Below are 26,582 nucleotides of genomic sequence, written 5' to 3'. Positions count from 1 at the left end.
CGATGAGCTCGGTGAGGAACGATTCCCGCTCGAAGATCACGGTGCCTTCCGTGAGAGCATCGAGGTACATCCTCCTGAAGCGCCTGGCCTCCTCCATCTCGAGAGGATAGGCCTCTACCGTGGGATAGTAGCCCATCGAGACGGAATCCCTGTACTCCTCGCTTCCCCGCAGCTCTCTTCTCAGCTCGATGATCTCCCTCAAGGTGGCTCTCTTCGACTTCTCGAACCTCTTCAGGACGATGAGAAGGTCTATGTCGCTGTCCTTGTCCCAGTCTCCCCTCGCAACGGAGCCGAAGAGAAGCAATCCGATCAGGTCGGTTCCATACCTTTCAAGGAGCTTCTCGCAGAATCGCCTGATGTAGGGTCTGAAGGCTTGATGGGGAATCTTCTCCACGGATATCGGCGGTAGCGGGCTGACGATTTCTTGGAGCTCCCTGACATGAAAGAGGGCCTTCTCACCTCTATCATTGAGGCGGTAGAGCCCTCCTTTTTTCTCCACGAGGCCCAATCGGATCAGGGCTTTCAGCTTCGAACTCAAGGTCCTTGGGTTCGGAACGTCCTCCTGGAGTGCTCCAAACCTCTGTGTGCCCCTCTCAAGAGCCAGCAGCAGCTTGGCGGCCTTCTCGTCGATCACGGTATCTACTATACTTTCCTATAGTATAAGTCTATCGGCATATAGCTAGAATATCCTGCGGCACGAACCCATCATCCATCTTGTTAACCAATGAGCTTATTGTGCAATAGGCTAACAACCCTTGTGCTCGAGAGGGTACATCCATTTTTCTTCATCATCGATAGCCAGCCTTTTGAGCTCTTCATCCGCGAGGAGGGGGGCAGTGTACGTGGTGCCTATGGACACCCTCAAAACGAATCCCTCTCATTCCCGCCAGTGTTCTCTCAAATCCTCTATTGCTCTCCTCACTTCATTCAGATCCATATCCCAAGTCCCACACAGATCGGCCAGCTTTGCGGGGACGAGTAGCCTGATTACGCCTTCCTCCTCCTCTATCTGAAGTTCCTTTCCTGGCAGGATCGAGTACTTGCGCCTTATTTTGTGCGGAATGACTATCCGTCCCTTTGAACCTACTTTCACCTGCATTCTTTTACCTCGTTCTGCGAGGGTAGATATGTATTACTGGGATAAAAACCGTCCCGGATTGCAGGATGTGCGTGCCCGCACAGCTATCCTGAACCTCAAGCCCTCCTCCCACTCCCCGCACTCGTGCGAGGCCCGGAGCCTTCTCTTCTCATTCTCCCCTCTTCAATCTCAGTCCTCTTTCTTGACCACATTCATCCGATTGCCCGGGTAACTCCAGTGCCGAAGTCATTCTCGAGAATCTCTTGCCGGATCTCACATCTCATCAATTCTACCGAGGACGGATGTATAGACCTCGGGGGACAACCTAAGGCCGGTTTCAACGAGTTCAATCAGGACCGCCTTCGCCTCCTCCTTGCTCATCTTACCCTTCGCGGTCATCTTGAGGATGAGCGTCGTCAACCACCACGACTCGACTCCCCTGCTCCTCGCGACTCTGATCAGCGCAAGGTCGTTGGAGATCAACGCGTCGCCTTTCTCCTCGGCCATGAGTATGAGCGATGCGTCCGCGCGCTCTATTCCCTCCAATCCCACGATAGAGTCGAGGACCTTCTTGTCCTTCGGTTCGCGCACATCGATCCAATCCCCGCAGGCCTGCTCTATCGCGCTCGATCCGGCTCTGCCCGCCGACTCCTCCACAGTCTCTCTGTAGACATCCTCTGTGATCGTCACCTTGCCAAGGAATTCCTTCAAGAGGCTCAGTTCGCCTATCCTGGAAAGGTGGATCAAGACCGAGGAATCAACTATCATCCATTGCCCTCAGAGACTCCTAATATCCCTTTCCAAGTCCTTTGAGGAATACCCGATGTCTATGCCATGTTTCGAGGCCAAATCCAGCATCTCAACATATGATATGGAGGCGATGGAAGCGGCCCTCCTCAGAGTGAGCTTGTGCGCTCTCAGCAACTCCAAGGCCCTCTTCACCTTCCACTCCTTGATGCCCTTCGCCAGCAGCTTCCTTATGACCTCGGCTCTATCGGTATGCTCCTCCTTCTCTATCATTTGCAGATCCTTGAAGTAGTCCTCCGAAATCCTCGTGGTGATAACCTTCATACCCTCACCGTTACAAATATATCGTTACGATACTATATGAATGTAACTCTCAAGAGAGGTCTCTAGTCACCGCACTCGTGCGAGGCGCAGTGCTTCCTCCACGTGCAATCCTCTCTTCTCATTCTACCACTCCTCCGATTCTGCCTGGGGCATGTAACGACATCTTGATGACAAATGCAAACATTCATAACTCGAAACTCCGAAGCATATAGGATGATACCGAAAAAACCGCAGGGGGAAATCCCCCAACCGCCCGATAGAAGGAAACTGCCCACGACCGGGGAGCCGCCCTCGCCGCTCTGGGCGGACATGAAGGACGAGTTCGACAACATGAAGAAGGCCATTGCAGAACTCCGCAAGAGGATGGAAGGACTCGAGGGTAGGATCTCCACCTTGGAGGAGACGGGGAAGTAGCCAGCGTCTTGGTCCTGGCAGGCCGAGCCAGCAAGTCGCAACCTACGTCACGATACGTCCTGCCCGTTCAGAGCGATTCCTAGCCGCACATCAGGGGTGCGCCCATTCCTCCGTGCCCCTTTCCGCCATGCACCGCAGGAACGACGCAGATGTCATCCTCCGCCGAGAACTGCGTCCCGTCATAGAACTCCCATGTGAGGGTCGCGGTGCTGTGGCCGATCGGGAAGGCACCGGCCTCGTCCTGTATCTGAACCACCATGTCGTCGAAGCCATCCTGATCCGCGTCTTCGATGTGCGCGAGCAGCTTGTTCCACCTGCCCACCCTCTTGACTGCGAGCCCCTCCAGCTCCACGGTCGCAGGGTCGATGTTCGTGACATCCATCGTCCCGCTGCCCAGTATCGCCACTGGTATCACTCCGTGTCCGTTGTTGTTGAAGCAGTTCGGGTCGCTCCCGGGCTTGATGTCTATCTCGACCTCGTCCGGTACCTCGACCGATTCCAGCCTGATCCAGTCGTGGAACGTCCCGTCGCCGGTCGTGTGCAGAAGGCGGAGCTCGTGCCAGCCCAGCCCCACCGGGCTCAGGGTCATGGAGTCCTCCACGAGCGGGTAGTTCTCCCAACCCTTCTGGTAGTCGTATCCGCCTGGTTCCGTGAACGTCGCCGTGTCGCCGGTATCGACGAACGTGACAGTCTTCGTCTCGTAGCCGCTCTTGCCGGCCGACCACGATATGGTAAGCTGGCCGCCGAGGGACATCTCGCCGTACCACCGGATCGTGAGGTCTGTCGCGTATCCGTCGTTGGCATCGGGACCCCAAGCGAACTCACCGTCCGGCGTCGTTCCGACGACGAAGGGGTCCGTGAACGGCGGGAACGGGTTTCCAAAGCCCTGCCAGTTGAACTCGTCCGCATAGCTGGTGTAATGTCCAGTGGCGGGATCTATCTCCTCGACGTCACCGATCTGCCAGATGGTCGTCACCCCGTCCGACCAGACGGGCGGATGAGGTATCCCACCGAAGGCGGTCAATGACAGGCCCACAACAGCCATCAATGCTGCGATATTCACTATTCTCCCCTCCAGATGGAAGAATACCTTTCACCTTACATAAAGATTGGCTCACCTTTGAACGACGATCGTGATGATGTCCTCGTCCCGGAGCACGTGGTTGATCCCGACCGTCTGTCCAGGGAACTTTGCGCTCCCGCCCCAGACGTTCGCGTATCTGAACTTCTCACGGAAGTCGCGGTGGATGGCGTCGCAGACCATGCCGACCGTCGAGCCGTCCTTCACGACCAGCGGCTCGGAGCGGTCCACATCCCCTCCCTGCGGCTTCATGTAGATCCGGATGAACTCCAGCTCGCTGAATATGCTCTCCCTGAGCCCGTCCAGGCCGTTGCCGTTGAGCGCAGAGATCGGAACGGCCTTCCACGGCTTCAGCTTCTTCGTGATGCGGCTGATCTCCTTCTTGGGCACGAGGTCGGTCTTGTTGAGCACGACGAACCCGGGGATGTAGGCCACGTTCCCCGCCAGGAAGTCGATGAGCCTCGCCTCCGTGATGTCCTCCTTGACAAGAATATCGGCGTTGACGTGTCCCCATTCGCGGAGCATTCCCTCCATCACGCCCTCCTCCACGTGCGTCAGCTTCTTCGTGGAGTTGATGGTGAGGCCGCCCCTTTCCTTGCGCTTGATCGTGATCTCCGGCATCCTCTGATTGAGCCGTATGCCGCCCGCCTCGAGCTCGCTGACGAGCACGCCAATGTCCCAATCGCGGACATCGACGACCAGGAGGATCAGGTCAGAGGACCTCGCGACGGAGAGGACCTCGCGGCCGCGCCCTCGCCCTCTGGCGGCGCCGTCGATGAGGCCTGGCATGTCGAACAGCTGGAACTTCGCTCCCCTGTACAGCATGACCCCCGGTATCACGTTGATCGTGGTGAAGTCATAGTCGCCGACCTCGCTCTCAGCGTCCGTGAACTGGTTGATGAGCGTGCTCTTCCCCACGTTCGGGAGTCCGACGATCCCCACGGTCGCGTTCCCGGACTTCCGGATGCCGAAGCCCACGGCGGCACCCGTTCCAGGCCCCCTCTCCAGCCTCTCCCTGAGCTTCGCGAGCCTGGCCTTCAGCTTCCCGATGTGGTGTTGCGTCGCCTTGTTGTATGGGGTCTTCTGGATCTCCTCCTCGATGTCCTGCATCTGATCCTCGATCTTGCCCATCGACTGGAGAACCTCCTCGTGGTTGAAAACGGTTTCGTCCGATCAGGGGGCCATGGTCGTTCCCGCGCGCCCCTCCATGGCCTCGGGGAAACCGTCCAGGGAGCATACGATCGCCCTCTTGCCGCCCGCCTCGATGAACTCGACAGCCGCACGGACCTTCGGTCCCATGCTTCCGGGCGGGAACTGGCCCTCCTGGAGATACCTCTTGGCGTCCGCGAGAGTGATCGTCTCCAGGTCCACCTGCTCCTTCGTCCCCCAGTTCAGCGAGACCTTCTCCACGTCCGTGATGAGGACGAGCGTCTCCGCCATCAGCTCCCTGGCCAGCAGGCTGGCGGTGCGGTCCTTGTCTATCACCGCATCCACGCCCTCGTATCTCCTGCCATCCTTGACGACGGGGATCCCTCCCCCGCCGCACACGATGATGACCTTTCCCCGGGGTTTCATTCTCAAGTACTCCCTGATCCCCTCCATCTCGAGGACCTCGAGCGGCAGCGGTGACGGGACGAGCCGGCGAAAGCCACCGCGCATCTCGTCCTCCTTCATGACCCATCCCTTTTTCTTCATCAGGTGCGCGGCCCGGCGCCTCTTGTAGTACGGCCCGATAGGTTTCGTCGGGTTCCTGAAAGCATCGTCCTGGGGGTCCACCAGCACCTCCGACACCAGCGCGAAGACGGGCCTGGACTCGTTCTCCTTCCTCAGATCGTTGATGATGCTCTGCTGCAGGAAGTACCCGATCTGCCCCTGCGACTCGGCCACGCAGACGTCCATGGGATTGGCGGTGACGACCTCCCTCGCGCACTCGTTCTGGAGCAGGATGTTGCCCACCTGCGGTCCGTTGCCGTGCGTCAGTATGATGTCGTATCCCAGCTTCGCGAGGCTGACGATGTGAGGAGTGATCTTCCGCACGTTGGACGCCTGCTCCTCGACGGCGTTGTCACCAGGGGGAAGGATCGCGTTCCCTCCCACCGCTATCACTATTCTGGGCAATGGTCTCACCAGGGAACCTGAATTATCGACACACTATCATATAAAGGTTTCAGCAACGTTATATATGCGGGATATTCTTAACGCCGCTAATGGATTTCCGGGAGTCGTTCGAGAAGTTCAAGGAAACGAAGTGGGTCGTCCCCGCGTACATCGTCCTGGTCATCGTGGTCAACGTAGGACTGGTATTCCTGAACCAGTGTCTCGCGACGATTCTCATCCCCATCAGCATGTTCGCGATTCCCTATTACATGGGAGAGAAGAGGTTCAGGTTCTTTCTGCTCCTTGGCGTAATCGTCATATTCGCGAATTCAGCCATTGTCGGGCTGCTCTACTCCGAGGATGTGATGAACTATACGGTAAAGAAACAGAACAGCTCAGACGAGAACAAGACCATCACAAACGGGATATTCACCCCGACCGTTGGCTCCGCTGATACAGTATTCTACTTCACCTTGACGATTACTTCGAACGAGACCAATATGGGCACGATCCAGGTCTTTGCCCATCTCTCGAAGGCCCTGGAATACAAGGAAGGCTCCGGTGTGACCTACGAAATGATTGAAACGGACGGTTCAGTTTCCGATGCGAGTGATGGCAAGGATTACCACCTTTCGATCGTTCTGCCTGAAGGGCTGTACGCCACCCATTTCTCAGCGGAAATCAACGGCACATCGTATGACACGCTCTACTACGATACCCTCTCCGATGCCTATTTCAAGGTTCCAGGTCCGTACAACGCAGACTACTGGACGATATACGCCTGGAACTTCCAGCTGATCCTCACCTTCATGATCTTCACGACGATACTCTACTTCATCTTCGTCATGATGTACTGGTGGGTCGGCAAGTCGAGGATCGAGAAGACGAAGTGGGATACGAGGCTGCGCGAGGCCGGAGAGCTCGAGGCCGCCGATGCCAAGATCCCGGACTTCGAGTGCACGAACTGCGGGCGGGCGGTCCACGACGACGCCGTTCGCTGTCCGCACTGCGGAGCGATTTTCGAGGAGGGCGAAGAAGAGGAGACGGAGGAGGAGCCCGAGCCGGAGGAGTGAGGTCCTCAGCGGCGCAAGCGGCTCTTTCGGACTTGTTCTCGGCGGGAACACTTCCCTGTCCAGTCATCAAACTTAAATATCTCACTCTCGATATAGACAATGAGGGAGTTCATGGGATGCACCCCGGGTTGGTGAGAGTTTGGCAGTGAAATCTATAGCCGAGAGGCTGGCTCAGAAACAGAGGGAGATATCCGTATCGGAGTTCTTCGAGAGGAACAAGCACATACTCGGTTTCGACTCGCTCACGAGAGCGCTCATCACGTCGGTGAAGGAGGGAGTGGAGAACAGTCTCGATGCAGCGGAGGAGGCGGGCATACTTCCCGACCTCTACGTCGAGCTGGAGAAGCTCTCCAGGAACGAGTACAAGGTGATAATCGAGGACAACGGACCCGGCATAATCAAGCGGGTGGTCCCGAAGATATTCGGCAAGCTGCTCTACGGGTCGAGATTCCACAGCCTGCGGCAGGCGAGGGGGGCCCAGGGAATCGGGATCTCAGCGGTCGTCATGTACGCGCAGCTCACGACCGGCAGGCCCGCCAAGATCCGGACGAAGGTGAAGGAGCAGGACGTCGCCTACGAGATCGAGCTAATGCTCGACACGAAGAAGAACAAGCCCCAGAAGGTGAGGGACGACTTCGTCGTCTGGGACAAGGAGCACGGGACGCGGTTCGAGGCCATCGTCCGCGGCAGGTACGTCAGCGGGAAGCAGTCCGTGTACGAGTACCTGCGGGCAACTGCGATCGTGAACCCGCACGCCAGGATCGAGTACAAGTCACCCAACGGGGAGCACGTGATCTTCGAGCGGGCGACGGATGAGCTCCCGACGCCCACGAAGGAGATCAGGCCGCACCCGTACGGGATCGAGCTCGGAATGCTGATGAAGATGGCCAAGTACACCAAGAACATCAAGATGGTCTCCTTCCTCAAGACCGAGTTCGAGAGGATAAGCTACAGGGTTGCGAGGGAGATCTGCGAGAAGGCGGAAATCGCCCAGGACATGAAGCCGAAGAGGCTGAACCTCGAGCAGGGCAGGGCGATACTGAAGGCCATAAAGAAGGTCAAGATAATGTCCCCGCCGACGGACTGCCTGTCCCCGATCGGCGAGAGGCTCATCAGGAAGGGACTCAAGAACGTGCTCGGGGACCTGAAGCCGGAGTTCTACTGCCCGCCCGTGACGCGCGAGGCGTCCGTGTTCGCCGGCAACCCCTTCGCAGTGGAGGTCGGCATCGTCTACGGGGGCGATATCCCCGCGGACCAGCAGGTCGAGGTCCTGAGGTACGCGAACAGGGTGCCGCTGCTCTACCATCAGGGAGGATGCGCCCTCACGGTGGGGCTGGAGCAGGTTGACTGGAGAAGGTACGGGCTGGAGCAGCGCGGCGGGAGGGGACTGCCCTTCGGACCCGCCATAATCCTCGTCCACCTGGCCTCGACGAAGGTGCCGTTCACATCGGAGGCGAAGGACGCGGTCGCCAACATCGCCCTGATCACCGAGGAGATCAAGCGCGGGTTGATGGCCTGCGGGAGGAAGCTGAGGACACACCTCAACAAGAAGAAGAAGAGGGCGAAGACGCAGGAGAAGTTCGAGATAGTCCAGAAGATACTGCCCGAGATCGCGACGAAGAGCGCGGGCATAATCCACAGGGAGATCCCGAACCTGGACAGGACCATAACGAAGATAATGGACGTCATCTGGATAGACGAGAGCGTGGAGTTCTCGAAGAAGAGGCATAAGGTGACGATAGACATCTACAACTACACACCTTCTGCGAAGAAGCTCACGCTCCATGCCATCATTCCGAACGGGAACCTGGACATGGATTCCGTGAACCCCAAGCCCAGCGAGGTGAAGGACAGCGGGAAGGTTACGTGGACGCTGAAGAGGATCCCCTCGTCCAAGAAGGAGGAGATCTCCTTCACCCTCTCGGGTCTCGACTCGGACGACTACGACGAGACCGAGCTGTACGTGAGCGGGATCAATCCGAAGTTCATCATCGGGGCCGAACCCCTGCCCGGTGACTGGGACATCGAGGTCAGGGAGTTCAAGCGGCTCGAGACGGACGAGGAGCCAGAGGCGGACGAGGCGCCCGAGACGCCCGCGGAAGAAGTCGATTACGATGAGGTTGACGAGGAACTCGAGGAGGATTCGTATGGAGAACAACAGGAATCAGAAACCCATTGAGGAGCTCTATCACATCGCCGAGAGCATCTACGACCAGCTCGAGTCCGGCGACATCCCGGGGATGAGCATCCCGCTGAGGACGAAGAGCAACATCAACTTCATGCCCCGGAAGGGCGTCTGGAAGTACGGCAAGGCCAAGGGCTCGAGGACCGCCAAGAAGCTCCGCGGGGCGTACATGCTCCTCCGCACGATGTACATGCTCGACTTCATAAGGGAGATGATCGAGCAGTCCAAGTCCTCGACGCTGAGGGAGATGTACTACATCTCGGAGGGCTGGGGGCTGGCGAAGTTCGGGTCGCAGAACGAGTCCAACCACCTCGCGGAGGACATGGAGATAATCACGGGATGCATGCGCGAGGACTTCAAGCTCAGGCCCGAGGAGGACGGTGCCAGGGTGATGGGCAACGTCACGATCGAGGAGACGAACAGGAAGGGAGTCAAGAAGAAGATCAACTGCCGCGACGATGTCGGCGACTCAGGGTACGGGATCCCGTACAACGTCGAGAAGGACAAGATACGCTTCATCGACTCCGATGTTGACTTCGCCATTGCGATAGAGACCGGCGGCATGTTCGACAGGCTCGTGGAGAACGGCTTCGACGAGGACTCGAGGTGCTTCCTGATCCACCTGAAGGGTCAGCCCGCCCGCTCGACGCGCAGGTTCATGAAGCGGCTGAACGAGGAGATGGGCGTCCCGCTAATCGTGTTCACGGATTGCGACCCGTGGTCCTTCAGGATATTCGCGTCCGTTGCGTACGGGGCGATCAAGACCGCTCACATCTCCGAGTACCTGGCGACCCCGACGGCCGTGTACCTGGGGATAACCGCCACGGACATACTGAACTACGACCTCCCCACGGACAAGCTGAGCGGGGTGGACGTCAAGGCGCTCGAGTCGGAGCTCACGGACCCGAGGTTCAAGGACAGGTTCTGGAAGGACGAGATCGAGCTGATGCTGAAGATCAAGAAGAAGGCGGAGCAGCAGGCGCTGGCGAAGTACGGGCTGGACTTCGCGACGGACACGTACCTGCCGGAGAAGCTGACCCAGCTGGGCCTGCTGAAGTAGGCGTGTTGTGGGCGCATCCTTATAAGAGATTTCTGTCTTATTGCGGACGATGAAGATCACGCCAGAGTGCTTTCCCTGCCTGCTTCGGCGGTCGCTCTACGAGACGAACCTCGTGAATCCGGAACTCGGCTACGAAGCGATGAAGGCCGCCGCGGACGTCCTTCTCTGCGAGTTCGGCGAGAACTCGAACTCGGCGGAAGTGGCGACCAAGGTTCATCGGGCTGTGTACGATCTGCTGGGCACGGACGACCCGTACAAGGACATCAAGAAGAGATGCAACGACATCGCGCTGAAGCTCTATCCCCGCGCGGAGGAGCTCGTCCGCGGGTCTGAGGACCCCTTCAAGGCGGCGGTGATATGTTCGATCGCGGGGAACGTTCTGGATTTCGGCATCGCATCGAAGATCGGCGGGCCGGAGGAACTGGAGTCGGTCTTCGAGGACCTCTGCTTGGAGGGCTTGGGGCATGACGACACTCCCAGGATCAAGGAGATGCTCTCCGGATCGGAGGAGGTCCTGCTTTTCGGGGACAACGCCGGTGAGATAGTCTTCGACAGGCTCCTGATCAAGGAACTGAAGAAGTTCGGCGGGAGGGTCTCCTACGTCGTGAGGGGCGAGCCAATCCTCACGGATGCGACCATGGAGGACGCGCGGGAGTTCCACCTGGACGAGCTGGCGGACGAGGTCCTGACCACGAACGCGTTCGCGGTGGGCGTGGACTTCGATCGCCTGGGCAGCACCCTGAAGGGGAAGCTGGAGGGAGGCAACCTGATAATCTGCAAGGGCATGGCGAACTGGGAGTCCTTCTCCGATCAGGACTACAGGCCGATCGCCTATCTTGCTCGGGCGAAATGCATGCCGATTGCGGAGAGCATGGGCGTCCCGCTCGACCGGAGCTCCGCCAAGCTCTTCGAGTGATTCATTCTTGCGCCTGGATCTCTTCTTGCTCTGAGCGGGCGAAGAGGATCATCTGCACGGATGCGACGAACACCCACACGAGGGCCTCAAGCACCGCAATGGTCTCCATCAGCGGGCCCGCCTCCATCGGGATGACCAGGAAGATCGATATTGCCAGCACGATCGATAGGACGATGATGACGACCGTGAGCGGCGCCGCCACCCGCCGGAAAACGGGAGAGCGGATCATCGGAAGAGCCAGGATGATCAGTGCCACCCCGAGCGATGCGAAGAAGGATACGCTGACGATGTAGTGGGTCGGCACCTGGTCCTCCGGGAAGACACCAACGAGGAACAGGAAGATCCCCGCCAAGGCGCACACGAGGCTGCCCAGCTTCCCAAGGATGTGTTCCCGCAGAGCGTTCCATAGCCCCCAAGCGAATGGAATCGTGATGAGCCCCGCTGACATCACGCCGATGTTGAAGGCGAACGCTCCCTCGCCGATACCCAGATCGCTCAGGTAGTCCCCGCCAAAACCATACCACGGACTCAACGCCCATGCCGTGATGTATCCCGCCAGGAAGCATGCTATGAGAACCAGTCCAAAGATGCCGCCCAACCTCGCGGGACTTCGCATACGAATCACTAATGCACTCAGATAGATGAATTCTTGTTAGCCCTGCAAAGATGTAGTGCCCGAGCCGGAATTTGAATCCGGGTCCGAAGCTCCGCAGGCTTCTAGGATGTCCAAGCTACCCCACTCGGGCCCGCCCTCATCATAATCCCACGCCTTTAATTCCTTTCGCCCTCGGAACGCGGTCAGACCTGAATCAGGAGACACGCAGGGACATCGGTGGAATCTGTCGTCGCGGGTGAGAGAACCTCCAGCGGTACGACTTGACACGCAAGGTTTATGTTCAACACTTGTATTGGCTTTGTTCCCCGGAGGTTGGGAGTGTGTACGAAGTCAGATTTCACGGAAGAGGAGGACAGGGAGCCGTCATGGCCGCTCAGGCGCTCGCCGCCGCTGCCTTCGTGGAAGGCAACTACGCGGTGGCTTTTCCATGGTTCGGTGCCGAGAGGAGAGGCGCACCTGTGCTCGCGTTCACGCGAGTGGATGAGAACAAGATAAACATCAAGACGAGGGTCTACAACCCAGATTACATCGTCGTCCTTGACGAAAAGCTCATGGACTTTGTCAATGTCGCGGAGGGGCTCTCTCCAGATGGGATGGCCATCCTGAACTCCCCGCTCGACCCGGAGGAGGTCGATCTGGGGATGTCGGTGAAGACCGCGACGGTGGACGCCACAACGGTCGCGCTCGAGGTTCTGGGAGCGCCCATAACCAACAGCGCCATACTGGGCGCTTTCGCGGCCGCCACGGGCCTTGTCTCAATCGACTCGGTGAAGCAGGGGATACTGGACATATTCGGACCCAGGATCGGAGACAAGCTGGCGGAGAAGAACGCACGCGCAGCCGCCGCGGCGCACGACAGAATCAAGATCGGGAAGTGCAAGGCCGAAAGGAAGTACCCGGAGGCGAAGAAGTGGCTTCCGACCTACCAGGAGATGCCTCTGAGCCTCGCGACCAAGCCGACGAAGACGGATTCCGGCCTCGTCGGACCCGGCAGCTCTGTAGAGAACAAGACGGGCAGCTGGAGGACCTTCACACCGAAGTACGACGAGGAGGCCTGCAACAACTGCCTCATGTGCTGGTTCTACTGTCCCGATGCGGCGATCAAGCGGCTCGAGCCGCCCAAGAAGGTGGGCTTTGATATGGACTACTGCAAGGGATGCGGGATATGCGAAGAGGTCTGTCCCGCCGATGCGATAGAGATGGTGAGATAATGGTCGAGAAAAGAATCGTCACAGGTAACTATGCCGCCGCCTACGGAGCGCTGCTCTCGCGGGTCGAGGTGATAGCTGCCTACCCGATAACACCCCAGACGTTCATCGTGGAGCACGTCTCCGAGTTCGTGAACGACGGCAAGCTCGACGCTGAGTACATGCCCGTCGAGAGCGAGCATAGCGCCATGAGCGCGTGCGTTGCTGCGACCGCGACCGGCGTGAGGTCCTACACGGCGACATCCTCGCAGGGTCTCGCGCTCATGCACGAGGTCCTCTACGTGGCGGCGGGGCTTCACCTGCCGATAGTCATGCCCGTCGTCAACAGGACGATCGCAGCTCCCATTGGCATCTGGTGCGAGCACAACGACACGATGGCGGAGAGGGACAGCGGCTGGCTGCAGTGCTTCTGCGAGAACAACCAGGAGGTTCTGGACATGGTGGTCCAGGCATACAAGGTCGCGGAGAACACCAAGGTCCTCCTGCCGGTGATGGTGAACCTCGATGCATTCATTCTCTCTCACACGGTCGAGCCGGTCGAGTTCCCCGACCAGAAGGACGTGGACGAGTTCCTTCCCCGCTACGATCCGAAGCACGCGTACCTCAGGCCCAAGGACCCGATGGTCGTGGGTTCGTTCGCCTCCCCGGAATACATCCAGGAGTTCAGATACCAGACCGAGGAGAGCACCCAGAACGCGAAGGAAGTGATTAAGCAAGTGAACGACGAGTTCGCAAAGAAGTTCGGTCGCGACTACGGCGGGGCGGTAGAGGAATACCGCATGGACGATGCCGAGGTCGGACTCATCACGCTTGGAACGGTGTCCGCGACGACCAGGGATGTCGTGGATGAGCTGAGAGACGAGGGCAAGAGCGTTGGACTGGTGAAGATGAGATGGTTCCGTCCATATCCGACGGAGATCATCAGGGACATAGCCTCGCGGGTGAAGGCGCTCGGCGTCTACGACAGGGCGATGTCCTTCGGCACTGGAGGACCGAACTACATGGACACGAAGAGCGCATTGTACGGGCACTCCACGATTCCCGTCCTGGGGTTCCTGGCGGGCCTCGGCGGCAGGGACGTGATGGTGAAGGACATCAGGCTTATGTTCGAAAGGACGCTCGAGGCGGCCAAGAATGACCGGGTCGAGAAAGAGGTCACTTGGATAGGCACCAGGGGGGTGCAGCCATGAAGATGAAGGATCTGCCTGAAGAGGATTGGTTTGTTAACGGACACACGGCCTGCCCAGGCTGTGGCGGTGCGACGGTCGCGAAGATCGCGATGAAGGTCTTCGGGCCTGACACGATAACCTACTTCCCGGCGAACTGTCTGCTGGTCTTTGGCGGGACCTACCCGCTCAACTCGTTCAAGGTTCCATACCTTCACGTTCTCTTCGAGAACTCCGCGATATGCGCCGCCGGGATAAGCAGGGCGCTCAAGAGGCTGGGGAAGACGGACACAAGTGTCGTTGCCTTCGCGGGCGACGGTGGGACCGCAGACATCGGGATACAGGCTCTTTCCGGAGCCGCGGAGAGGAACGAGGACATCATCTACGTCTGCTACGACAACGAGGCCTACATGAACACTGGCATTCAGCGGAGCGGGGCAACACCCTTCGGTGCTTGGACGACCACCACTCCAGTTGGGAGCGTCGAGGCAGGCAAGGGCGAGTACAAGAAGGACATCCCGCGAATCATGATCGCCCACGATGCGCCTTACGTCGCGACCGCCACTCTTGGATTCATTCCCGACCTTCTGAAGAAGCTGGAAAACGCGAAGAACAAGAAGGGCTGCTTCCGGTATATCCAGATATACTCGCCATGCCCACCTGGCTGGCGGATGGACTCCAGCTTGGGAGCGAAGATCTCCAAGATGGTCGTCAACACCGGTCTCTGGACCCTCTACGAGTTCGAGGACGGGAAGATGACCATCAACAAGAAGCCGAAGATGACTCCCGTGGAGGAGTACACCAAGCTCCAGGGCAGGTTCAGGCACCTGACGAAAGAGAACCTAGCTACCCTTCAGAAGTATGCTGAGGAGAAGTGGAGAAAGGACCAGGCACTCGCTGAGGCGTACAGCTAACCCTCGAACTTGGCCCCGCACTCGGGACACTCTTTCGAGTCCTGACTGACCAGCGCATTGCAGTTGCCGCACTGGAAGAGGGCCTCGGGCTCCTTGTCGGCTGCGGCGGCCTTCTGCTCCTCGATCCTCTTCTCGTACTCGGCCAGACGCTCCTTGTACTCGGTCTTGACAGTCTCGGTGCCCTTCTCCGTGATGTTGACGACGAACTTGTTGGGTCCGGTCCACTCGACCTCCACACAACCGTCCTCCTCCAGAGCCCTGACGGCTTCCTCAAGCTGCTTGTATCTGACACCTCTTATGTCTGAGAAGAGGTCTTCCCTGGAGGCCCCGTAGTATCCTCTCTTAGCCGCCGTGTTCAGGACCTGCCACTGAAAATCATCCACGGCAATCCACCACTGTACTCATCAACGGTTAGTGGATATTTATGCGTTTCTGCCAACGTCTCTCAAAGCGCTCCGAGCCCGCTCGAGCGTCTCGTCCGGAGTGCCGTTCCCGTCGATCGAGACGAGCATATCGCCGTACCTCTCGATCAGAGGCGCGGTCAATTCCCGATAGACCCCCAGTCTCTTTCTGACCGTGGGCTCGGCGTCGTCCTCTCGGATGACCAGCTTCGAGCCGCAGATGTCGCAGACCTCGGCGGTCTTTGGTGGGCTGAACTCCACGTGGAATATCGCCCCGCAGGTCTTGCAGACCCTCCTCCCGGTCGCCCGCCTGATTATCTCTTCCTCAGTCACGTCGATGTGAAGGACGACATCCGGTGCAGCAATCTTGTCCAGTGCTACCGCCTGCTCCACAGTCCTTGGGTAGCCGTCGAGGATGAAACCTCGCGCGCAGTCCTCCTGGGAGAGTCTGCTCTCTATCTTCCTGATTACGAGACCGTCCGGGACGAGCCTCCCCTCGGACATGTAGGACGCGGCCTTCTGTCCGAGCTCCGTCTTCCTGTCGACCTCGCCCCTGAGGATGTCCCCGGTGGAGATGTGCGGGACACCGTGTTCCTTCGCAAGCACCGAGGCCTGGGTACCTTTGCCAGAACTTGGCGGGCCGAGAATGATTATCCTCACGCGTACGGGAAACGCGCTTTGCACTATATTCTTACCGCCTACCTCTGACGTTGGACCGACTTCTCAGAAAAGGTGGTCCTTGACCTCTCTGGCCTCTCCGCCAACCGTGCACTCTATGGTGTCAACGCCCAGGTCCTCGATCTCAGCCCTGACCTCCTTCACCCTGTTTGGGAACGTGTTGACGTAGACCGTCGCGCCGGTGTCGATCGAGAAGAAGGCGGTTATCCCCCTCTCCCGCATGTTCCTGACCTTCAGGATCACGCTCATCGTCTCCGGTCGCCAGAGGAGCATCTCCGTTGCCCCTGTCATCGTGATCCCGTGAAGCATCAGCGTGTCCCTCTCGGCAAGCTCGCAGATCCTGCCCACTTCCCTCTGCCTGATGGCGAGCTCCATCTTGTCGATCATAATGGGCATCTCCGCCAGTCTCGAGCGGAAGAACGGGGAGGACGGGGCGTCCCTGTGGGCGTCCTCCGTCCGCTTGAAGGCGGGAACGAGGGCGACTATGATCCCCATCTCAAGGTCCTCTGAAGCTATCTGTTGGGAGTATGTGTCCTCGTCACCGATGCCCCTTCTCAGGCGGGAGAATGCGCCGGTCACGGACCGGGCGGCGGAGGCAGCACCCATTCTGGCGATTCGCGAGACCTCCTTGTCGCCGAGCTCCAGTCCGAGCGCTCTGCAGCTTGCCAGGGCGAGCGCTGCGAAGCCGGACGAAGACGCGCCCAGGCCAATGTTCGAGGAGAAGTTGTTCTCGGACATCATCTTGAACTTCAGGTCAGCGCCAGCCAGCCGAAGGACGGGGCCGACGACGTCTGCGATCCTCTCGAACTCCCTTCCGGTGGCCGGCTCCTCGCCTATCGTGGCGCTGCTCGTCTCCCCCTCCCCGAACTCGATCGTTGTGCGGGTGGCGAGAGGCGCCGTGCACACGCTTATGGAGTCATGGAACGGGAGGCGGAGCCTCTCGTCCTCGAGGCCGTGGTACTTTATCAGGCCCTGGATCGGATGTGCGACAGCCGAGGCCTTCAATCCGCCCCCTCCAGCTCTTTGAGTATGTCCAGTATCTCCGAGAGCTTTGTCACGACGAAGTCAGGGTCCCCCCTCTCCGGGTCCCTTCCCGGGATGAGCAGGAGGATGCCTTTCATCCCCGCATTCTTCGCTCCAACGACATCGCTGTCGGAATCATCGCCCACGTGCATGGCCTCTTCGGGACTCACACGCAACCTCTCGAGCGTTCCGAGGAAGATCTCCTTGTTCGGCTTCCTTATCCGAGCCTCGTTCGAGAACACCATCACGTCGAAGAACCTCGCCAGGCCGTACCCTTCCATCAGCTCCCGGAAGAACGCCCCACCGGTGCGTCCAGTGTTCGAGATGATCGCCAGGGAAATGCCCCTGTCCCTCAGCCCGCCGAGGAGCTGCTCCGCTCCGTCGAAAGGGACGGGAGGGACGCGCGCCAGGACCTCGTGGTAGACATCCAGCAGATTCTCCTCGAGACCGTCGTTGGCAATGTCCGCAGAGATTCCCAGCTCGGAGAGAACGATGCCCATCTGGGCTTCCTCGGCGATGTCCACTCCTCTGCTCCATATGTCCCATAGCTTCTGGCCTTGGACGTCGTAGGCCCGCTCGATATCCTCCAATGGCTGCGGGAGACCGTGCGCCTCGAAGACCTGCTCCATCGCCTTCGTTCTGTTCTCCCTGAGGAACTCGGCGAAGTTCTCCATCGGTTCCTCGAGGACCGTGTGCCAAAGATCGAAAGTGATTGCCTTGATCATCATTTCACTCATATGTCCAAGAGCACAATGACGTATCCCTCTTCCTCATTGATCTCGAGCATGTGGTACGTCGCCGCCTTCACGTCGGATTTCAGCGGGTGTCTCTCCCTGTCCAGGTTCTCGCCTCTCACCGTGGCGGTGAGCTTGTTGCCATCGATGCCGACGTCGAATTCCCTCAGCAGGACGTCCTGCGTGTCGAAGAGGTACAACAGCTCTGTCAGCCAGTCGACCAGCAGGCCCTCCAGGTCGGTGGATTCCACTTCGACCCTGTACTCCCCGACGCTCTTCACCGCGGACGTGTCCGTCATGACGTTGAACATGCCCAAGGCCGCGTTGGCGAACATCTCGTTCAGGTCCCTGCCGTAGCCCTTCACCGCCACGTCGGCCGTGTGCTCGATCAGCTCGTATGCCGGCTTCTCGTCGCTCATTCCCGCTCACTTCGTTGGCGGAGTATCCGCGAATGGGTTATTGAGGCTTTCCTTCGCCTGATAGCCGCTCCGTTAGCTTTATTATCGGGGCACTTATGGTTCAGGCGGGATATTGATGAAGGTCAACATCATCGGTTGCGGGTCCATCGGAACGGAGCTCGCCAGGGCACTGGAGAAGATGGGCGACATCGACATCATATACATCTCCGACAAGAGGAAGGAGAAGGTCGAAGAGCTCGTCAAATCGTCCACGAAGGTCCGATACCAGAGGGAGCCGAAGGCCGTGATGGAGAGGGTCGACATGGTCATCGAGGCGGCCTCCCAGGACGCGGCCCGCAAATACGTTCCAATGGCCCTGGAGAAGGGAAAGGACGTCCTCGTGATGAGCGTCGGTGCGCTGGTCGACGACGAGTTCAGGGCGAAGTGCAGGCTGATGGCCAAGAAGAACAAGTGCAGGGTGTACATCCCCTCCGGCGCTTTGGCGGGGATCGACGGTCTCGCCGCCGCGTCCTGCGGGAAGATCAACGAGGTCCTCCTCATCAGCTACAAGCCCCCCGAGGCGTTCAAGGGAGTGAGGTACTTGGAGGACAGGCGGGTCGACCTCGATTCCCTCGAGAGGGCGACGATAATCTTCGAGGGCCACGCGCGGGACGCGGTCCGCTACTTCCCCAGGAACATAAACGTCGCAGCGACCGTGAGCCTCGCGGGCATCGGGTTCGAGAAGACCAAGGTCAGGCTCGTGGCCGATCCGAGCGCGAAGATGAACACCCACAGGCTCATCGTGAAGGGGGACATCGGCGAGATCGAAGTGAGCTGCAGGAATCTGCCCTCCCCGTCGAACCCGAAGACGAGCCTGCTCGCGGCACTGTCCGCGATATCCGCCGTGAAGAAGGCCAAGGAGAACGTCTGGGTCGGGGCCTAGACGCCGCTCTTGTCTCCCCATATGATTTTGTGGAGCTGGGGCAGGACCCTCGCTCGGAGGTTGTCCTCGAGCACGCTCTCGGCGAGCCATCTCAGATCCCTTCCGCCGACGGGCTGCATCACGATGGCGCACTGAGGCTTGTACTTCTCGATGATCGATTTCGCGTAGGCGTAGTCCTCCTTGTCGGCGACGACGAGCTTCAGCTGGTCCGAGGGCGAGAGCAGCTCGATGTTCGTGAAGTCCATCTTCTCGTGCATTCCCGACGACGGGCACTTGATGTCCAGGCTGATCATGAGGGCATTCGAGCAGGGCAGTTCTTGCAGGGGCTCGGAGCCGCCTGTCTCGACGGAGACCATGTGCCCCGAGTCCAGCAGTCGCGTGATCAGGCCGATGGCCTCGTCCTGCGCCAGCGGCTCCCCGCCCGTGACGCAGACGTAGGAGCAGTCGTAGCTCCCCACGGCGTCCAGGACCTCCTCGATGGCCATTGACTTCCCGCTCGTCCAGGCGTCCTCCTGGTCGCACCACCTGCACCTGAGCGGGCAGCCAGTCAGCCTGACGAATACCGTGGGCACGCCCATCTCTATCCCCTCTCCCTGGAGGGACTTGAAGATCTCGTTGATTATCATCCTTCAACGCCCAGGTTATCGTTGCCCTCTACCCATCGTAGCTCAGCGGGTCGTCCAGTCCGGCCTCGACGAACCCCTTCATCCTGATCCGGCAGGAGTCGCACTTCCCGCAGGGCATCTCCCCGCCCCTGTAGCAGCTCCACGTGAGCTCGAACGGGACGCCCAGGTCCGTGCCCTTCTTGATTATGTCCGCCTTTCTCATGTTGATCAGCGGGTGGCGGATCTCCGCCGCGTGGTTCTCGACTCCCGATCTCGTGCCCAGTTCGGCCGCTCTCTGGAACGCCTTGTAGAAGCTGGGCCTGCAGTCCGGGTAGCCGCTGTAGTCGCGGGCGTTCGCACCTATGTAGATGGCTCCCGCCCCCAGGGCCTCTGACCAGGCCAGAGCGCAGCTGAGCAGAACGAGGTTCCTTGCTGGCACGTAGGTCGAAGGTATCTCCTCCTTCATGGTCTCGAAGTCGCGGTAGTCGGGTATGGGCTCGGACGCATCCGTCAGGGCGGAGCCGCCCAGCTCGTCTAGCCCGATCTCCAATATCTTGTGCTCCTTCACTCCCAGCTGGTCCGCGATGGCCTTCGCCCTCTCCACTTCCTTGCGGTGCCTCTGACCGTAGTCGAACGTCAGGGCGTAGACCTCGTCGCTCTCCTGCTTCGCGATGGCGAGGGTCGTCGCCGAATCCAATCCCCCCGAAAGTAGAACTATGGACTTGCTCATCGCACTGTGAACTCGGTGTGTACGCATAAACTTTTCTTCGTTTCGGGCCCGATTCAGGCGGGTTTGCAGTTCATGGATGCCCATGCGCCCTGCCCAGGTCCTTCGTCCACACCGATCTTGATCTTGCTCACGTTGGCCGGGACCTCGATCTCCTCGGTCAGTCTCTTCAGGATGTACTGAGCGATGTGCTCGGCGCTCGTGGCGACCATGTCCAGGATCCTTACGTCCTCCGGCGGGAGGCTGTAGTTCTTCTCTCCGACGGTGACGCGTATGGACTCTCCCTCTTCGATCTTCATGTGCGGACTCTTGGCGGGAAGCAGGACCCTGTGGTCCAGCTCCTCGACCACCTCCCTGAGCGCCCTCTTGAGGATCGTGAAGTCCATTATCATCCCGGTGGAATCCGGCTCCCCCTTGACCTTGATGTGGACAGCGTAATCGTGACCGTGAAGCCTCTCGCACTTCTCGGAGGTCGGGACGATGTGTGATGCGGAGAACCTGATCCGGGACTTCCATCCGTCGATCTCGAGTTTCATGTCCTCACCATGTGTCAGGCGCTATTAAAACTATCACCGCCGAGGATCTCGTCCAGCGTGTAGTCTTCCCACTCCATATCGCCCAGCAGAATCCTCAGCTCCGTCGGTGTCAGAATGGGCTTGTCGAACCTCGCCTGCTCGTCGACCGCCACCCTCGGGCAGGCGGTGGAGACGAATGCGTCGACCCCGAGGCCCATGAGATTCTCAGGGGTGACGTAGTCAAGCAGTATCGTGACCGACCTCTTGCCCTTCTCCCGGAGGAGCTCCTCGAGCGAGTTTGCTAGCTCCAGCCTGTTCTGGCCGACCTTCTTTGAGACGATTATCCCGAAGGTCTCGGCGGGCCGCGCGATCTCCATCGCCGCGAACCTCAACCGCTTCATCTCATCGACGGCGTCATCGATGTCCCGCACCTCGTCCCGCTCCGGGTCGAGGACGACGACCTTCTTTCCCGTTGCCAGAGCGACCCCTATCGGGTGGAAGTTCCCTTCCCCCAGATATAGGAACGAGTCCACATCACCCGCCACCGATCTGGCCGAGGAGAAATTGCATCCGAGCACCTGGCCCGGGTAGGACAGTCTGGAGTCTCCCTCTCCGATGACCGCCTCCACGCCCTTCGCGGCGAGGGATTGCCTCACCCGCAGGAGTTCCGGGACGTACTGGACGCTGGAGATGAGCCCTGTCTTCTCCCCCAGGGACGGGATGGCCCTCTCGAGAAGGTCCGTGTCCGGCAGCTCCTTCTGCAGCTCCATGTACACGACGTTCTTCGACTCGATGTTCCCAATCGGAGCGTGACCCATGTGGAAGATCAGGTCCACGGGCGCATCAGCAACGTCGCAGGCGCCGTAGCAGGGGTCACCCCAGAGATAGATGCTCGCGTCGATCTTCCCCTTGAGCTCGAGGACGACATCGACCATCCTCTTCCTCAGGCCGTCGGGGAACTGGATGGCGACGCTCTTGGCCTTCAAACGGACGATCTCGTCCGCCATCTTCTGGATTTCCCAGTCCCCGATCATATCTCACCCATTTCTCGGCACGCGCTGATCATGTCTTCGATGAGGACGTTGAGGGTCTCCTCCGTCGCGTGCGGCATGACGACCAGCCTCAGTGCCTCCGGGTGCTTCGTCAGGGAGAGGTGCCACCCCCTCCTTTCGAGGTGCTCCTTCACGCCGACCGGGTCCCTGAGCTTAACCGCCAGGATGTTCGTGACCGGCTCGGTGACGAGGCTGAGCCCCATGTCCTTGACCGCTCTCGTCAGTTGCCTGGTTCGCGACATGCAGTTCTCCACGTTCTCCCTGTAGCCATCCCTTCCCATCGACATCATCGTCGCGTACAGGGAGGGTACGCCCGCGCTGGCCCTCGTGCCCAGCACCGTGGTCTGGAACACACTGGTGAGGTAGGGCGACTCGAAGGCGATGTTCTGCAGGTCCTCCTCCTTCCTCAGCAGGAACACGGCGGATGGGATCGTGGACATCCCCATCTTGTGTCCGTCAGCGTTCATGGAGCTGAGCCCAGCATTACTGAAGTCGAAGGCGGGCGCGTCGTCCAGGAACGGGAGGATGAAGCCCCCCCACGCGGCGTCGACATGGAACCACGTCCGCTCCTTGCAGACCTCGGACAGCTTGTCTATCGGGTCCACAAGACCGAACTCGGTCGTGCCGGCTGTCGCGACCACGGCGGCCGTGTCATCACCGATGTGCTTCTCCACCTCGCCGACGTCCATCACGTGGTTCTCGTCCACGTCGACCTCTCTGGGCATCATCTTCAGTATGTCGCACGCCTTTCTGATCGAGAAGTGCGCGTTGCTGCCGAGTATGACCTCCTTCCTTCCCGTGAGGTTGCGCGCGATCCACAGGGCGGTGAGGTTCGCCTCGGTCCCGCCCTCCAGGACGCGCCCCGTCACACCCTTTCCGTTCAGCAGCTCGCCCATCATCTCAACGATCTTGCCCTCCAGCCTCCTCGTCCCTGGATAGAGTCCCGGGTTCCCCAGGTTGCTCTCGATGAACATGCCGTGCGTGTCGATTGCCACGTCCAACGGCTGGGTGCACATCGATCCTAGTATCTTTCCATCCTCGAAGTGGAAGTCCTCCGAGAGGGCCTTCTCGACTTCGGATATCACGTCATCGTATTCCAATCCCTTCTGCAGCATCATCACACCTCCTCTGCCCGCCACAGGGACAGCGTATCATCTATAAGTCTGTCATCGACGGCGAGTATGTCGATCCCCCTTTCCGCGCAGTACTTCCACAGCTCTCCGAGCCGCTCGCGGTTGGAGGTCCCTATCGCCACGACCAGACCGCGCTCGTGGGTCTCGTCCACGGTCGCACCGACGGCCGAGAGTGCCATGCCGAACCGCTTGTCCTCCGGGGCGTCCATCTTGTTCACGATCTTGTCGATCGGGATGAACACGCCGTCGAACCTCCCCGCCGCATCCTTGAGGAGAAGGAGCGACGTTGGTGAACCGACCTCCAGCCAGAACGGAAGCTCCTTCGACCGCTTGAGCCCCTTTTCCGCCGCGGACTTCGTGATCTCCTCGGAATGCGAAGCGCTGGCATCGAACATCGGCCATATGTTCTTGCCTCCCTCCTTTCGAGCGCCCGCCAAAGACTCTATGCCCTTGCCGCCCGCTAGGACGACGATCGGCCTTGGCCTCAGGTCCTCGGAGAGCCTGAGGAGCTCATCCGCGACGGGCTGGGCACCCTCGGACGGGACGAGGAACAGCCCTTGGATCTCCGCCCCTTCCACGCTCTCGGGCGGGGACTTGGACATGAGGAATATGCTCGTCTCACTGGAGGGGACCCGCCTCCTCACCTCGATCGTATCCTCCCTCGGCTCCGGAGTGGGCTCAGGCAGCTCCTCGACAAGGGAGACGTTCCACACGATGAAGATCCGGTCCTTCAGGTACCAGTGGAACGCGCCGGGTCCTATCTTCCTGGTCAGTCTTTCGCCGAGCGCGGAGAGCTTCTTCATCATGTCCGGCGGGACCTTCGACTCCCGCCTGAGCTCCTTCTCGACGTCGACCTCCTCCATTCCCGCCTCCTCCGCGACCCACTTCCTCTCCTGCGAGAGGATTGTCATGTCGACCGATGAACCCTCCTCGTCGATCGTCATGGTGTCCGATGAGCTGAGGTCAACGGGGAGCCCGAGCAGGGCCTTGACGTCGTACTTCCCCTCGCCCGCCCCCTCGACGGAGCCTGAAACGCTGTGCGGGGGGATCTCCTGGACAAGGAACGCGAGCCTGTAGGCGGCCACCTCTTCCCCTTTCCTGAAGTCCTCCTCTTCCTCGGAGAGGAACTCCACCATCGTCTTCCTGATCTCCGTCACCAGGGACGCCTTGTCGGACACGTACGAGCCCGAAATCTCCGATGGATATGAAGGGCTGGGCATGACGTTGACGACGCTCGAACCGAGGCGGTCGAACGCCCTCGCGACCTCCAGCTCGACGGACCACGGGATAAGCCGCTCGGAGGCACCCTCCTTCATGGACCGGAACTCGTCGAAGACCTGACGGGAGACAACAAAGGCCTTGGGAATGGTCGCGATTCGCCCAATCCTCGCGAGGGTGGATATTGTGACACCGGACCGCGCCAGTTCCTTTTCCGACAGATCCTCAAGCAAGGCGATCCTTCGGGACGGCATATGCTCAGGTAGGTGCTCTTCTGTAAAAAAGCTTGCTGGAATCAGATCCACTTCTTCTCGTTCTCAGTGATCCGAATCCTTATCGGTGTCGGGATCTTCGCGCCTGCCTTTCTCAGGGCCTCTTTCGCATCGGCGATGTTCGAGTGATTGACCCTGAGCGTTATGAGGGCCTGACCTCTCTTGATCCTGGCCGCGGTCCCGACGGCCTTCCCGAACGCGTGGCGCATTCCCTCGGATATCCTGTCCGCGCCGGCGCCCTGGGCAATCTTGTTCTCCCTGAGCACGTTGTGCGGGTATATCCTGATCTTGAGGTGGTAGTCCCTTCCCGCCTGCTTTTGGATGTACCTGTTCGCCGTGACACGGGCGGCCTCCAGGGCGATATGCCTTATTTGGCACGCCTCCTTCGCATGGAGGGTCACGGAAACCGGGAAGTGCTTGTCCCTGCTGCCTGCGTCGAACTGGGTGATCCTTAGGGCGGGGACGCCGCCCATATACTTCTTGCGGGTGTAGGACTGACCCCGTATGGGCGTGTACATCCTCGCGGGTTTCCTGGGCATAGCCTCCATCAATAGATGCGAAGGATATATAACTGCTTCGAAGCGCGGCCCTCTGCGGAGGTCGTTGGCTGTCGTGGATCGCGAATGATCGACAAAAGCGATGGCAGATATAAATAGCCAAAGCCATTTGTAATCAATCAGTGAAGAAGATCAGACTAGTGATTCGTGAAGGGGATAGGCCAATCCAAGATGCTGGATTCAGGCTCTGTCTTCTGAAAGAGGCTCAGAAGCAGTCCATAACTCATTTCTTCGCAGAGAATCTTCCGGACAAGAAAACAGTTGAGGCTCTGGTCGGCGGCAAGTCAAAGAATGTTGATGAGTACATCGAGACCGTGAAGAAGATGGGCAATGACCCAGAGCGATTCATAATTGATGTCGAGGACTACGGAGGTGACATAATGGAAGTCATCGACTATATCCACTTCCTGCATACCGAGCAATTGGCCAAGGGTGTGGGTGCTGTGGAATCTCTCGGAAAGAATCTCGGGACAGCAATAGCACAAGCGGGAAAGGATTTCGCGGAGACGATCTCGAAGGGATTCAGACATATGGATGACCGTTTTGACGAGATGCCCAAGAGGGTGGCAGAAGAGCTCAGCAAGTAGCATGCGTATGGACCGCGCAGCTTCGGACGGGAAGCTCCAAAGGGTTATTAATGGATGAGATGTTTTCACCGCAGGCAGGGTACGTTCAATGATGCTGGTCAAACTCGGTGGGAGCCTGATAACCGACAAGGCGCGACTGAAGACCTTCCGGGCGGACAGGATGAGGGTCCTTGCACAGGAGATAGGCTTGTCGGGCGTGGAGATGATCCTCGTCCACGGTGCGGGCTCGTTCGGGCACATCCTCGCGAAGGAACACAAGCTGGAGGACGGATACCTGAACGATAAGCAGCTCCCAGGAGTATCGCACGTCCAGAGGGACGTGAAGACGCTGAACCTCATGGTGATGGACGCCCTAATCGCGGAGGGGCTCAAGCCCGTGTCCCTGGCGCCGAGCTCGATCGTCCGCCTCAACGACGGTGCACTGGAGTCGATCGACTACAAGCCCTTCAAAGAATACGTCCGCCTGGACCTGATGCCGGTGACCTTCGGCGACGTCGTTCTCGACACGGAGAAGAAGTTCGCCATATGCTCGGGCGATGACCTGATGCTGTGGCTATCGCGGGAGTTCAAGCCGGAGAAGGCGGTGTTCGCGACCGATACCGATGGCGTGTACTCGAGCTATCCGCCCGCGGAGGGCGAGAAGGCCATCGAGCAGCTTGACTGGGACACGTTCAAGACGATCGAGGGCGAGACGGCACGGGCCGACGTGACCGGCGGCATATTCAGGAAGCTCAGGCTCATGTTCGACATCGCTGACATGGGAGTGGAGACGTGGGTCATCAACGGCGGAGTGGACGGCAGGCTCATGAAGTTCCTCATGGGACACGGCGCTCCCGGGACCCAGATATCGAGGAGATAGA

General features: G+C 59.4%; 31 protein-coding genes, 1 tRNA gene and 1 pseudogene. 12 read left to right on the top strand and 21 right to left on the bottom strand.

Annotated elements, in window-relative coordinates; translation table 11 throughout:
* The 4 genes from LN415_02070 to LN415_02055 form a co-directional block, all read right to left on the bottom strand.
* Positions 1-634 (bottom strand): nucleotidyltransferase domain-containing protein (locus LN415_02070; GenBank protein ID MCJ2555879.1); only part of this gene is annotated, 634 nt, incomplete at its 3' end.
* Between the two features lie 243 nt (positions 635-877).
* The gene (locus tag LN415_02065) at positions 878-1,099 is read right to left on the bottom strand and encodes an AbrB/MazE/SpoVT family DNA-binding domain-containing protein (GenBank protein MCJ2555878.1); all 222 of its coding nucleotides are present in this window, start codon (positions 1,097-1,099) and stop codon (positions 878-880) included.
* A gap of 252 nt (positions 1,100-1,351) precedes the next feature.
* Entirely contained in the window at positions 1,352-1,846 is a 495-nt protein-coding gene (locus LN415_02060; GenBank protein MCJ2555877.1) for a hypothetical protein, read from the bottom strand.
* Positions 1,847-1,855: 9 nt separating this feature from the next.
* Positions 1,856-2,149 (bottom strand): UPF0175 family protein, encoded by a 294-nt coding sequence (locus LN415_02055; GenBank protein ID MCJ2555876.1) that lies wholly within the window; start codon positions 2,147-2,149, stop codon positions 1,856-1,858.
* A 213-nt stretch (positions 2,150-2,362) separates the two neighbouring features.
* Here LN415_02055 and LN415_02050 point away from each other — a divergent pair, with 213 nt between their 5' ends.
* Entirely contained in the window at positions 2,363-2,563 is a 201-nt protein-coding gene (locus tag LN415_02050; protein MCJ2555875.1) for a hypothetical protein, read from the top strand.
* Between the two features lie 79 nt (positions 2,564-2,642).
* On the opposite strand, the gene LN415_02045 is transcribed toward LN415_02050, so the two are convergent.
* The 3 genes from LN415_02045 to arcC are packed head-to-tail and all read right to left on the bottom strand — an operon-like array spanning position 2,643 to position 5,762.
* Entirely contained in the window at positions 2,643-3,626 is a 984-nt protein-coding gene (locus tag LN415_02045; protein MCJ2555874.1) for a hypothetical protein, read from the bottom strand.
* Positions 3,627-3,677: 51 nt separating this feature from the next.
* Positions 3,678-4,775: a GTP-binding protein gene (locus LN415_02040; GenBank protein MCJ2555873.1), complete on the bottom strand. Its 1,098-nt coding sequence runs from the start codon at positions 4,773-4,775 to the stop codon at positions 3,678-3,680.
* A 42-nt stretch (positions 4,776-4,817) separates the two neighbouring features.
* Entirely contained in the window at positions 4,818-5,762 is a 945-nt protein-coding gene (gene arcC / locus LN415_02035; protein MCJ2555872.1) for a carbamate kinase, read from the bottom strand.
* Between the two features lie 89 nt (positions 5,763-5,851).
* Between arcC and LN415_02030 the strand changes: the two genes are divergently transcribed.
* The 4 genes from LN415_02030 (at position 5,852) to LN415_02015 (ending at position 10,975) form a co-directional block, all read left to right on the top strand.
* Complete coding sequence (locus LN415_02030) at positions 5,852-6,814, top strand: zinc ribbon domain-containing protein (protein ID MCJ2555871.1); 963 nt, start codon at positions 5,852-5,854, stop codon at positions 6,812-6,814.
* Between the two features lie 145 nt (positions 6,815-6,959).
* Positions 6,960-8,993, top strand: a complete 2,034-nt coding sequence (locus LN415_02025) for a DNA topoisomerase VI subunit B (GenBank protein ID MCJ2555870.1) — start codon at positions 6,960-6,962, stop codon at positions 8,991-8,993.
* On the top strand, positions 8,962-10,059 hold the full coding sequence (locus tag LN415_02020; protein MCJ2555869.1) for a DNA topoisomerase IV subunit A: 1,098 nt from the start codon (positions 8,962-8,964) through the stop codon (positions 10,057-10,059). The genes LN415_02025 and LN415_02020 overlap by 32 nt, the downstream gene beginning before the upstream one ends.
* A 49-nt stretch (positions 10,060-10,108) precedes the next feature.
* Positions 10,109-10,975, top strand: a complete 867-nt coding sequence (locus LN415_02015; protein ID MCJ2555868.1) for an ARMT1-like domain-containing protein — start codon at positions 10,109-10,111, stop codon at positions 10,973-10,975.
* A gap of 1 nt (position 10,976) precedes the next feature.
* On the opposite strand, the gene LN415_02010 is transcribed toward LN415_02015, so the two are convergent.
* Positions 10,977-11,591 (bottom strand): DUF998 domain-containing protein, encoded by a 615-nt coding sequence (locus LN415_02010; protein ID MCJ2555867.1) that lies wholly within the window; start codon positions 11,589-11,591, stop codon positions 10,977-10,979.
* Between the two features lie 56 nt (positions 11,592-11,647).
* Positions 11,648-11,721 (bottom strand) — tRNA-Arg (locus LN415_02005).
* Between the two features lie 190 nt (positions 11,722-11,911).
* Here LN415_02005 and LN415_02000 point away from each other — a divergent pair.
* The 4 genes and pseudogenes from LN415_02000 (at position 11,912) to LN415_01985 (ending at position 14,879) form a co-directional block, all read left to right on the top strand.
* Positions 11,912-12,460: pseudogene (locus tag LN415_02000) on the top strand (pyruvate ferredoxin oxidoreductase subunit gamma).
* Between the two features lie 63 nt (positions 12,461-12,523).
* Positions 12,524-12,802: a 4Fe-4S binding protein gene (locus LN415_01995; GenBank protein ID MCJ2555866.1), complete on the top strand. Its 279-nt coding sequence runs from the start codon at positions 12,524-12,526 to the stop codon at positions 12,800-12,802.
* Positions 12,802-13,989 carry a pyruvate ferredoxin oxidoreductase gene (gene porA / locus LN415_01990; GenBank protein MCJ2555865.1) on the top strand — a complete coding sequence of 396 codons (1,188 nt, stop codon included), beginning with the start codon at positions 12,802-12,804 and terminating at the stop codon, positions 13,987-13,989. The genes LN415_01995 and porA overlap by 1 nt, the downstream gene beginning before the upstream one ends.
* The gene (locus LN415_01985) at positions 13,986-14,879 is read left to right on the top strand and encodes a thiamine pyrophosphate-dependent enzyme (protein MCJ2555864.1); all 894 of its coding nucleotides are present in this window, start codon (positions 13,986-13,988) and stop codon (positions 14,877-14,879) included. The genes porA and LN415_01985 overlap by 4 nt, the downstream gene beginning before the upstream one ends.
* On the opposite strand, the gene LN415_01980 is transcribed toward LN415_01985, so the two are convergent.
* The 5 genes from LN415_01980 to LN415_01960 form a co-directional block, all read right to left on the bottom strand.
* The gene (locus tag LN415_01980; GenBank protein ID MCJ2555863.1) at positions 14,876-15,262 is read right to left on the bottom strand and encodes a hypothetical protein; all 387 of its coding nucleotides are present in this window, start codon (positions 15,260-15,262) and stop codon (positions 14,876-14,878) included. The two genes, LN415_01985 and LN415_01980, sit on opposite strands and share 4 nt — an antisense overlap.
* A 39-nt stretch (positions 15,263-15,301) precedes the next feature.
* The gene (locus tag LN415_01975) at positions 15,302-15,940 is read right to left on the bottom strand and encodes an adenylate kinase (GenBank protein MCJ2555862.1); all 639 of its coding nucleotides are present in this window, start codon (positions 15,938-15,940) and stop codon (positions 15,302-15,304) included.
* A gap of 63 nt (positions 15,941-16,003) precedes the next feature.
* Positions 16,004-16,963: a diphosphomevalonate decarboxylase gene (locus tag LN415_01970; protein ID MCJ2555861.1), complete on the bottom strand. Its 960-nt coding sequence runs from the start codon at positions 16,961-16,963 to the stop codon at positions 16,004-16,006.
* Positions 16,960-17,718 carry an HAD family hydrolase gene (locus LN415_01965; GenBank protein ID MCJ2555860.1) on the bottom strand — a complete coding sequence of 253 codons (759 nt, stop codon included), beginning with the start codon at positions 17,716-17,718 and terminating at the stop codon, positions 16,960-16,962. Before LN415_01965 ends, LN415_01970 begins: the two co-directional genes overlap by 4 nt.
* A complete protein-coding gene (locus LN415_01960) occupies positions 17,715-18,134 on the bottom strand; it encodes an archease (protein MCJ2555859.1) in 420 nt (139 codons plus the stop codon). The genes LN415_01965 and LN415_01960 overlap by 4 nt, the downstream gene beginning before the upstream one ends.
* A gap of 115 nt (positions 18,135-18,249) precedes the next feature.
* Here LN415_01960 and LN415_01955 point away from each other — a divergent pair, with 115 nt between their 5' ends.
* On the top strand, positions 18,250-19,056 hold the full coding sequence (locus tag LN415_01955; protein MCJ2555858.1) for an aspartate dehydrogenase: 807 nt from the start codon (positions 18,250-18,252) through the stop codon (positions 19,054-19,056).
* Here LN415_01955 and LN415_01950 read toward each other — a convergent pair.
* The 7 genes from LN415_01950 to LN415_01920 form a co-directional block, all read right to left on the bottom strand.
* A complete protein-coding gene (locus LN415_01950) occupies positions 19,053-19,682 on the bottom strand; it encodes a radical SAM protein (protein ID MCJ2555857.1) in 630 nt (209 codons plus the stop codon). The genes LN415_01955 and LN415_01950 overlap by 4 nt on opposite strands.
* A gap of 28 nt (positions 19,683-19,710) precedes the next feature.
* A complete protein-coding gene (queC, locus tag LN415_01945) occupies positions 19,711-20,418 on the bottom strand; it encodes a 7-cyano-7-deazaguanine synthase QueC (protein ID MCJ2555856.1) in 708 nt (235 codons plus the stop codon).
* 26 nt (positions 20,419-20,444) lie between these two features.
* The gene (locus LN415_01940) at positions 20,445-20,924 is read right to left on the bottom strand and encodes a 6-pyruvoyl tetrahydropterin synthase family protein (protein MCJ2555855.1); all 480 of its coding nucleotides are present in this window, start codon (positions 20,922-20,924) and stop codon (positions 20,445-20,447) included.
* 14 nt (positions 20,925-20,938) lie between these two features.
* Positions 20,939-21,937, bottom strand: a complete 999-nt coding sequence (gene dph2 / locus LN415_01935) for a diphthamide biosynthesis enzyme Dph2 (GenBank protein MCJ2555854.1) — start codon at positions 21,935-21,937, stop codon at positions 20,939-20,941.
* Complete coding sequence (gene mfnA / locus LN415_01930) at positions 21,934-23,073, bottom strand: tyrosine decarboxylase MfnA (GenBank protein MCJ2555853.1); 1,140 nt, start codon at positions 23,071-23,073, stop codon at positions 21,934-21,936. Before mfnA ends, dph2 begins: the two co-directional genes overlap by 4 nt.
* Positions 23,073-24,539, bottom strand: a complete 1,467-nt coding sequence (locus LN415_01925) for a hypothetical protein (protein ID MCJ2555852.1) — start codon at positions 24,537-24,539, stop codon at positions 23,073-23,075. Before LN415_01925 ends, mfnA begins: the two co-directional genes overlap by 1 nt.
* A 62-nt stretch (positions 24,540-24,601) precedes the next feature.
* Complete coding sequence (locus tag LN415_01920; GenBank protein ID MCJ2555851.1) at positions 24,602-25,117, bottom strand: 50S ribosomal protein L16; 516 nt, start codon at positions 25,115-25,117, stop codon at positions 24,602-24,604.
* 140 nt (positions 25,118-25,257) lie between these two features.
* On the opposite strand from LN415_01920, the gene LN415_01915 reads away from it, so the two are divergent.
* Positions 25,258-25,722, top strand: a complete 465-nt coding sequence (locus LN415_01915; GenBank protein ID MCJ2555850.1) for an acylphosphatase — start codon at positions 25,258-25,260, stop codon at positions 25,720-25,722.
* A gap of 88 nt (positions 25,723-25,810) precedes the next feature.
* Complete coding sequence (locus LN415_01910) at positions 25,811-26,581, top strand: isopentenyl phosphate kinase family protein (GenBank protein ID MCJ2555849.1); 771 nt, start codon at positions 25,811-25,813, stop codon at positions 26,579-26,581.
* The last annotated feature ends 1 nt before the right edge of the window (position 26,582 follow it).

The sequence above is a fragment of the Candidatus Thermoplasmatota archaeon genome, from assembly GCA_022848865.1.
GTDB lineage: Archaea > Thermoplasmatota > Thermoplasmata > RBG-16-68-12 > JAGMCJ01 > JAGMCJ01.
This window is presented reverse-complemented; position numbering and strand designations above follow the sequence as displayed.

What these genes read in the sequence shown, in the direction of transcription:
- LN415_01960 (MCJ2555859.1), bottom strand. Translation starts at nt 18,134, where the DNA reads ATGAGCGACGAGAAGCCGGCATACGAGCTGATCGAGCACACGGCCGAC.
- mfnA (MCJ2555853.1), bottom strand. Translation starts at nt 23,073, where the DNA reads ATGATGCTGCAGAAGGGATTGGAATACGATGACGTGATATCCGAAGTC.
- queC (MCJ2555856.1), bottom strand. Translation starts at nt 20,418, where the DNA reads ATGCGTACACACCGAGTTCACAGTGCGATGAGCAAGTCCATAGTTCTA.
- LN415_02015 (MCJ2555868.1), top strand. Translation starts at nt 10,109, where the DNA reads ATGAAGATCACGCCAGAGTGCTTTCCCTGCCTGCTTCGGCGGTCGCTC.
- LN415_02010 (MCJ2555867.1), bottom strand. Translation starts at nt 11,591, where the DNA reads ATGCGAAGTCCCGCGAGGTTGGGCGGCATCTTTGGACTGGTTCTCATA.
- porA (MCJ2555865.1), top strand. Translation starts at nt 12,802, where the DNA reads ATGGTCGAGAAAAGAATCGTCACAGGTAACTATGCCGCCGCCTACGGA.
- LN415_02030 (MCJ2555871.1), top strand. Translation starts at nt 5,852, where the DNA reads ATGGATTTCCGGGAGTCGTTCGAGAAGTTCAAGGAAACGAAGTGGGTC.
- LN415_01995 (MCJ2555866.1), top strand. Translation starts at nt 12,524, where the DNA reads ATGCCTCTGAGCCTCGCGACCAAGCCGACGAAGACGGATTCCGGCCTC.
- LN415_01910 (MCJ2555849.1), top strand. Translation starts at nt 25,811, where the DNA reads ATGATGCTGGTCAAACTCGGTGGGAGCCTGATAACCGACAAGGCGCGA.
- LN415_02050 (MCJ2555875.1), top strand. Translation starts at nt 2,363, where the DNA reads ATGATACCGAAAAAACCGCAGGGGGAAATCCCCCAACCGCCCGATAGA.
- LN415_02040 (MCJ2555873.1), bottom strand. Translation starts at nt 4,775, where the DNA reads ATGGGCAAGATCGAGGATCAGATGCAGGACATCGAGGAGGAGATCCAG.
- LN415_01920 (MCJ2555851.1), bottom strand. Translation starts at nt 25,117, where the DNA reads ATGCCCAGGAAACCCGCGAGGATGTACACGCCCATACGGGGTCAGTCC.
- LN415_02020 (MCJ2555869.1), top strand. Translation starts at nt 8,962, where the DNA reads ATGGAGAACAACAGGAATCAGAAACCCATTGAGGAGCTCTATCACATC.
- LN415_01965 (MCJ2555860.1), bottom strand. Translation starts at nt 17,718, where the DNA reads ATGAGTGAAATGATGATCAAGGCAATCACTTTCGATCTTTGGCACACG.
- LN415_01985 (MCJ2555864.1), top strand. Translation starts at nt 13,986, where the DNA reads ATGAAGATGAAGGATCTGCCTGAAGAGGATTGGTTTGTTAACGGACAC.
- LN415_02055 (MCJ2555876.1), bottom strand. Translation starts at nt 2,149, where the DNA reads ATGAAGGTTATCACCACGAGGATTTCGGAGGACTACTTCAAGGATCTG.
- LN415_01950 (MCJ2555857.1), bottom strand. Translation starts at nt 19,682, where the DNA reads ATGATAATCAACGAGATCTTCAAGTCCCTCCAGGGAGAGGGGATAGAG.
- LN415_02065 (MCJ2555878.1), bottom strand. Translation starts at nt 1,099, where the DNA reads ATGCAGGTGAAAGTAGGTTCAAAGGGACGGATAGTCATTCCGCACAAA.
- LN415_01940 (MCJ2555855.1), bottom strand. Translation starts at nt 20,924, where the DNA reads ATGAAACTCGAGATCGACGGATGGAAGTCCCGGATCAGGTTCTCCGCA.
- LN415_02060 (MCJ2555877.1), bottom strand. Translation starts at nt 1,846, where the DNA reads ATGATAGTTGATTCCTCGGTCTTGATCCACCTTTCCAGGATAGGCGAA.
- dph2 (MCJ2555854.1), bottom strand. Translation starts at nt 21,937, where the DNA reads ATGATCGGGGACTGGGAAATCCAGAAGATGGCGGACGAGATCGTCCGT.
- LN415_01955 (MCJ2555858.1), top strand. Translation starts at nt 18,250, where the DNA reads ATGAAGGTCAACATCATCGGTTGCGGGTCCATCGGAACGGAGCTCGCC.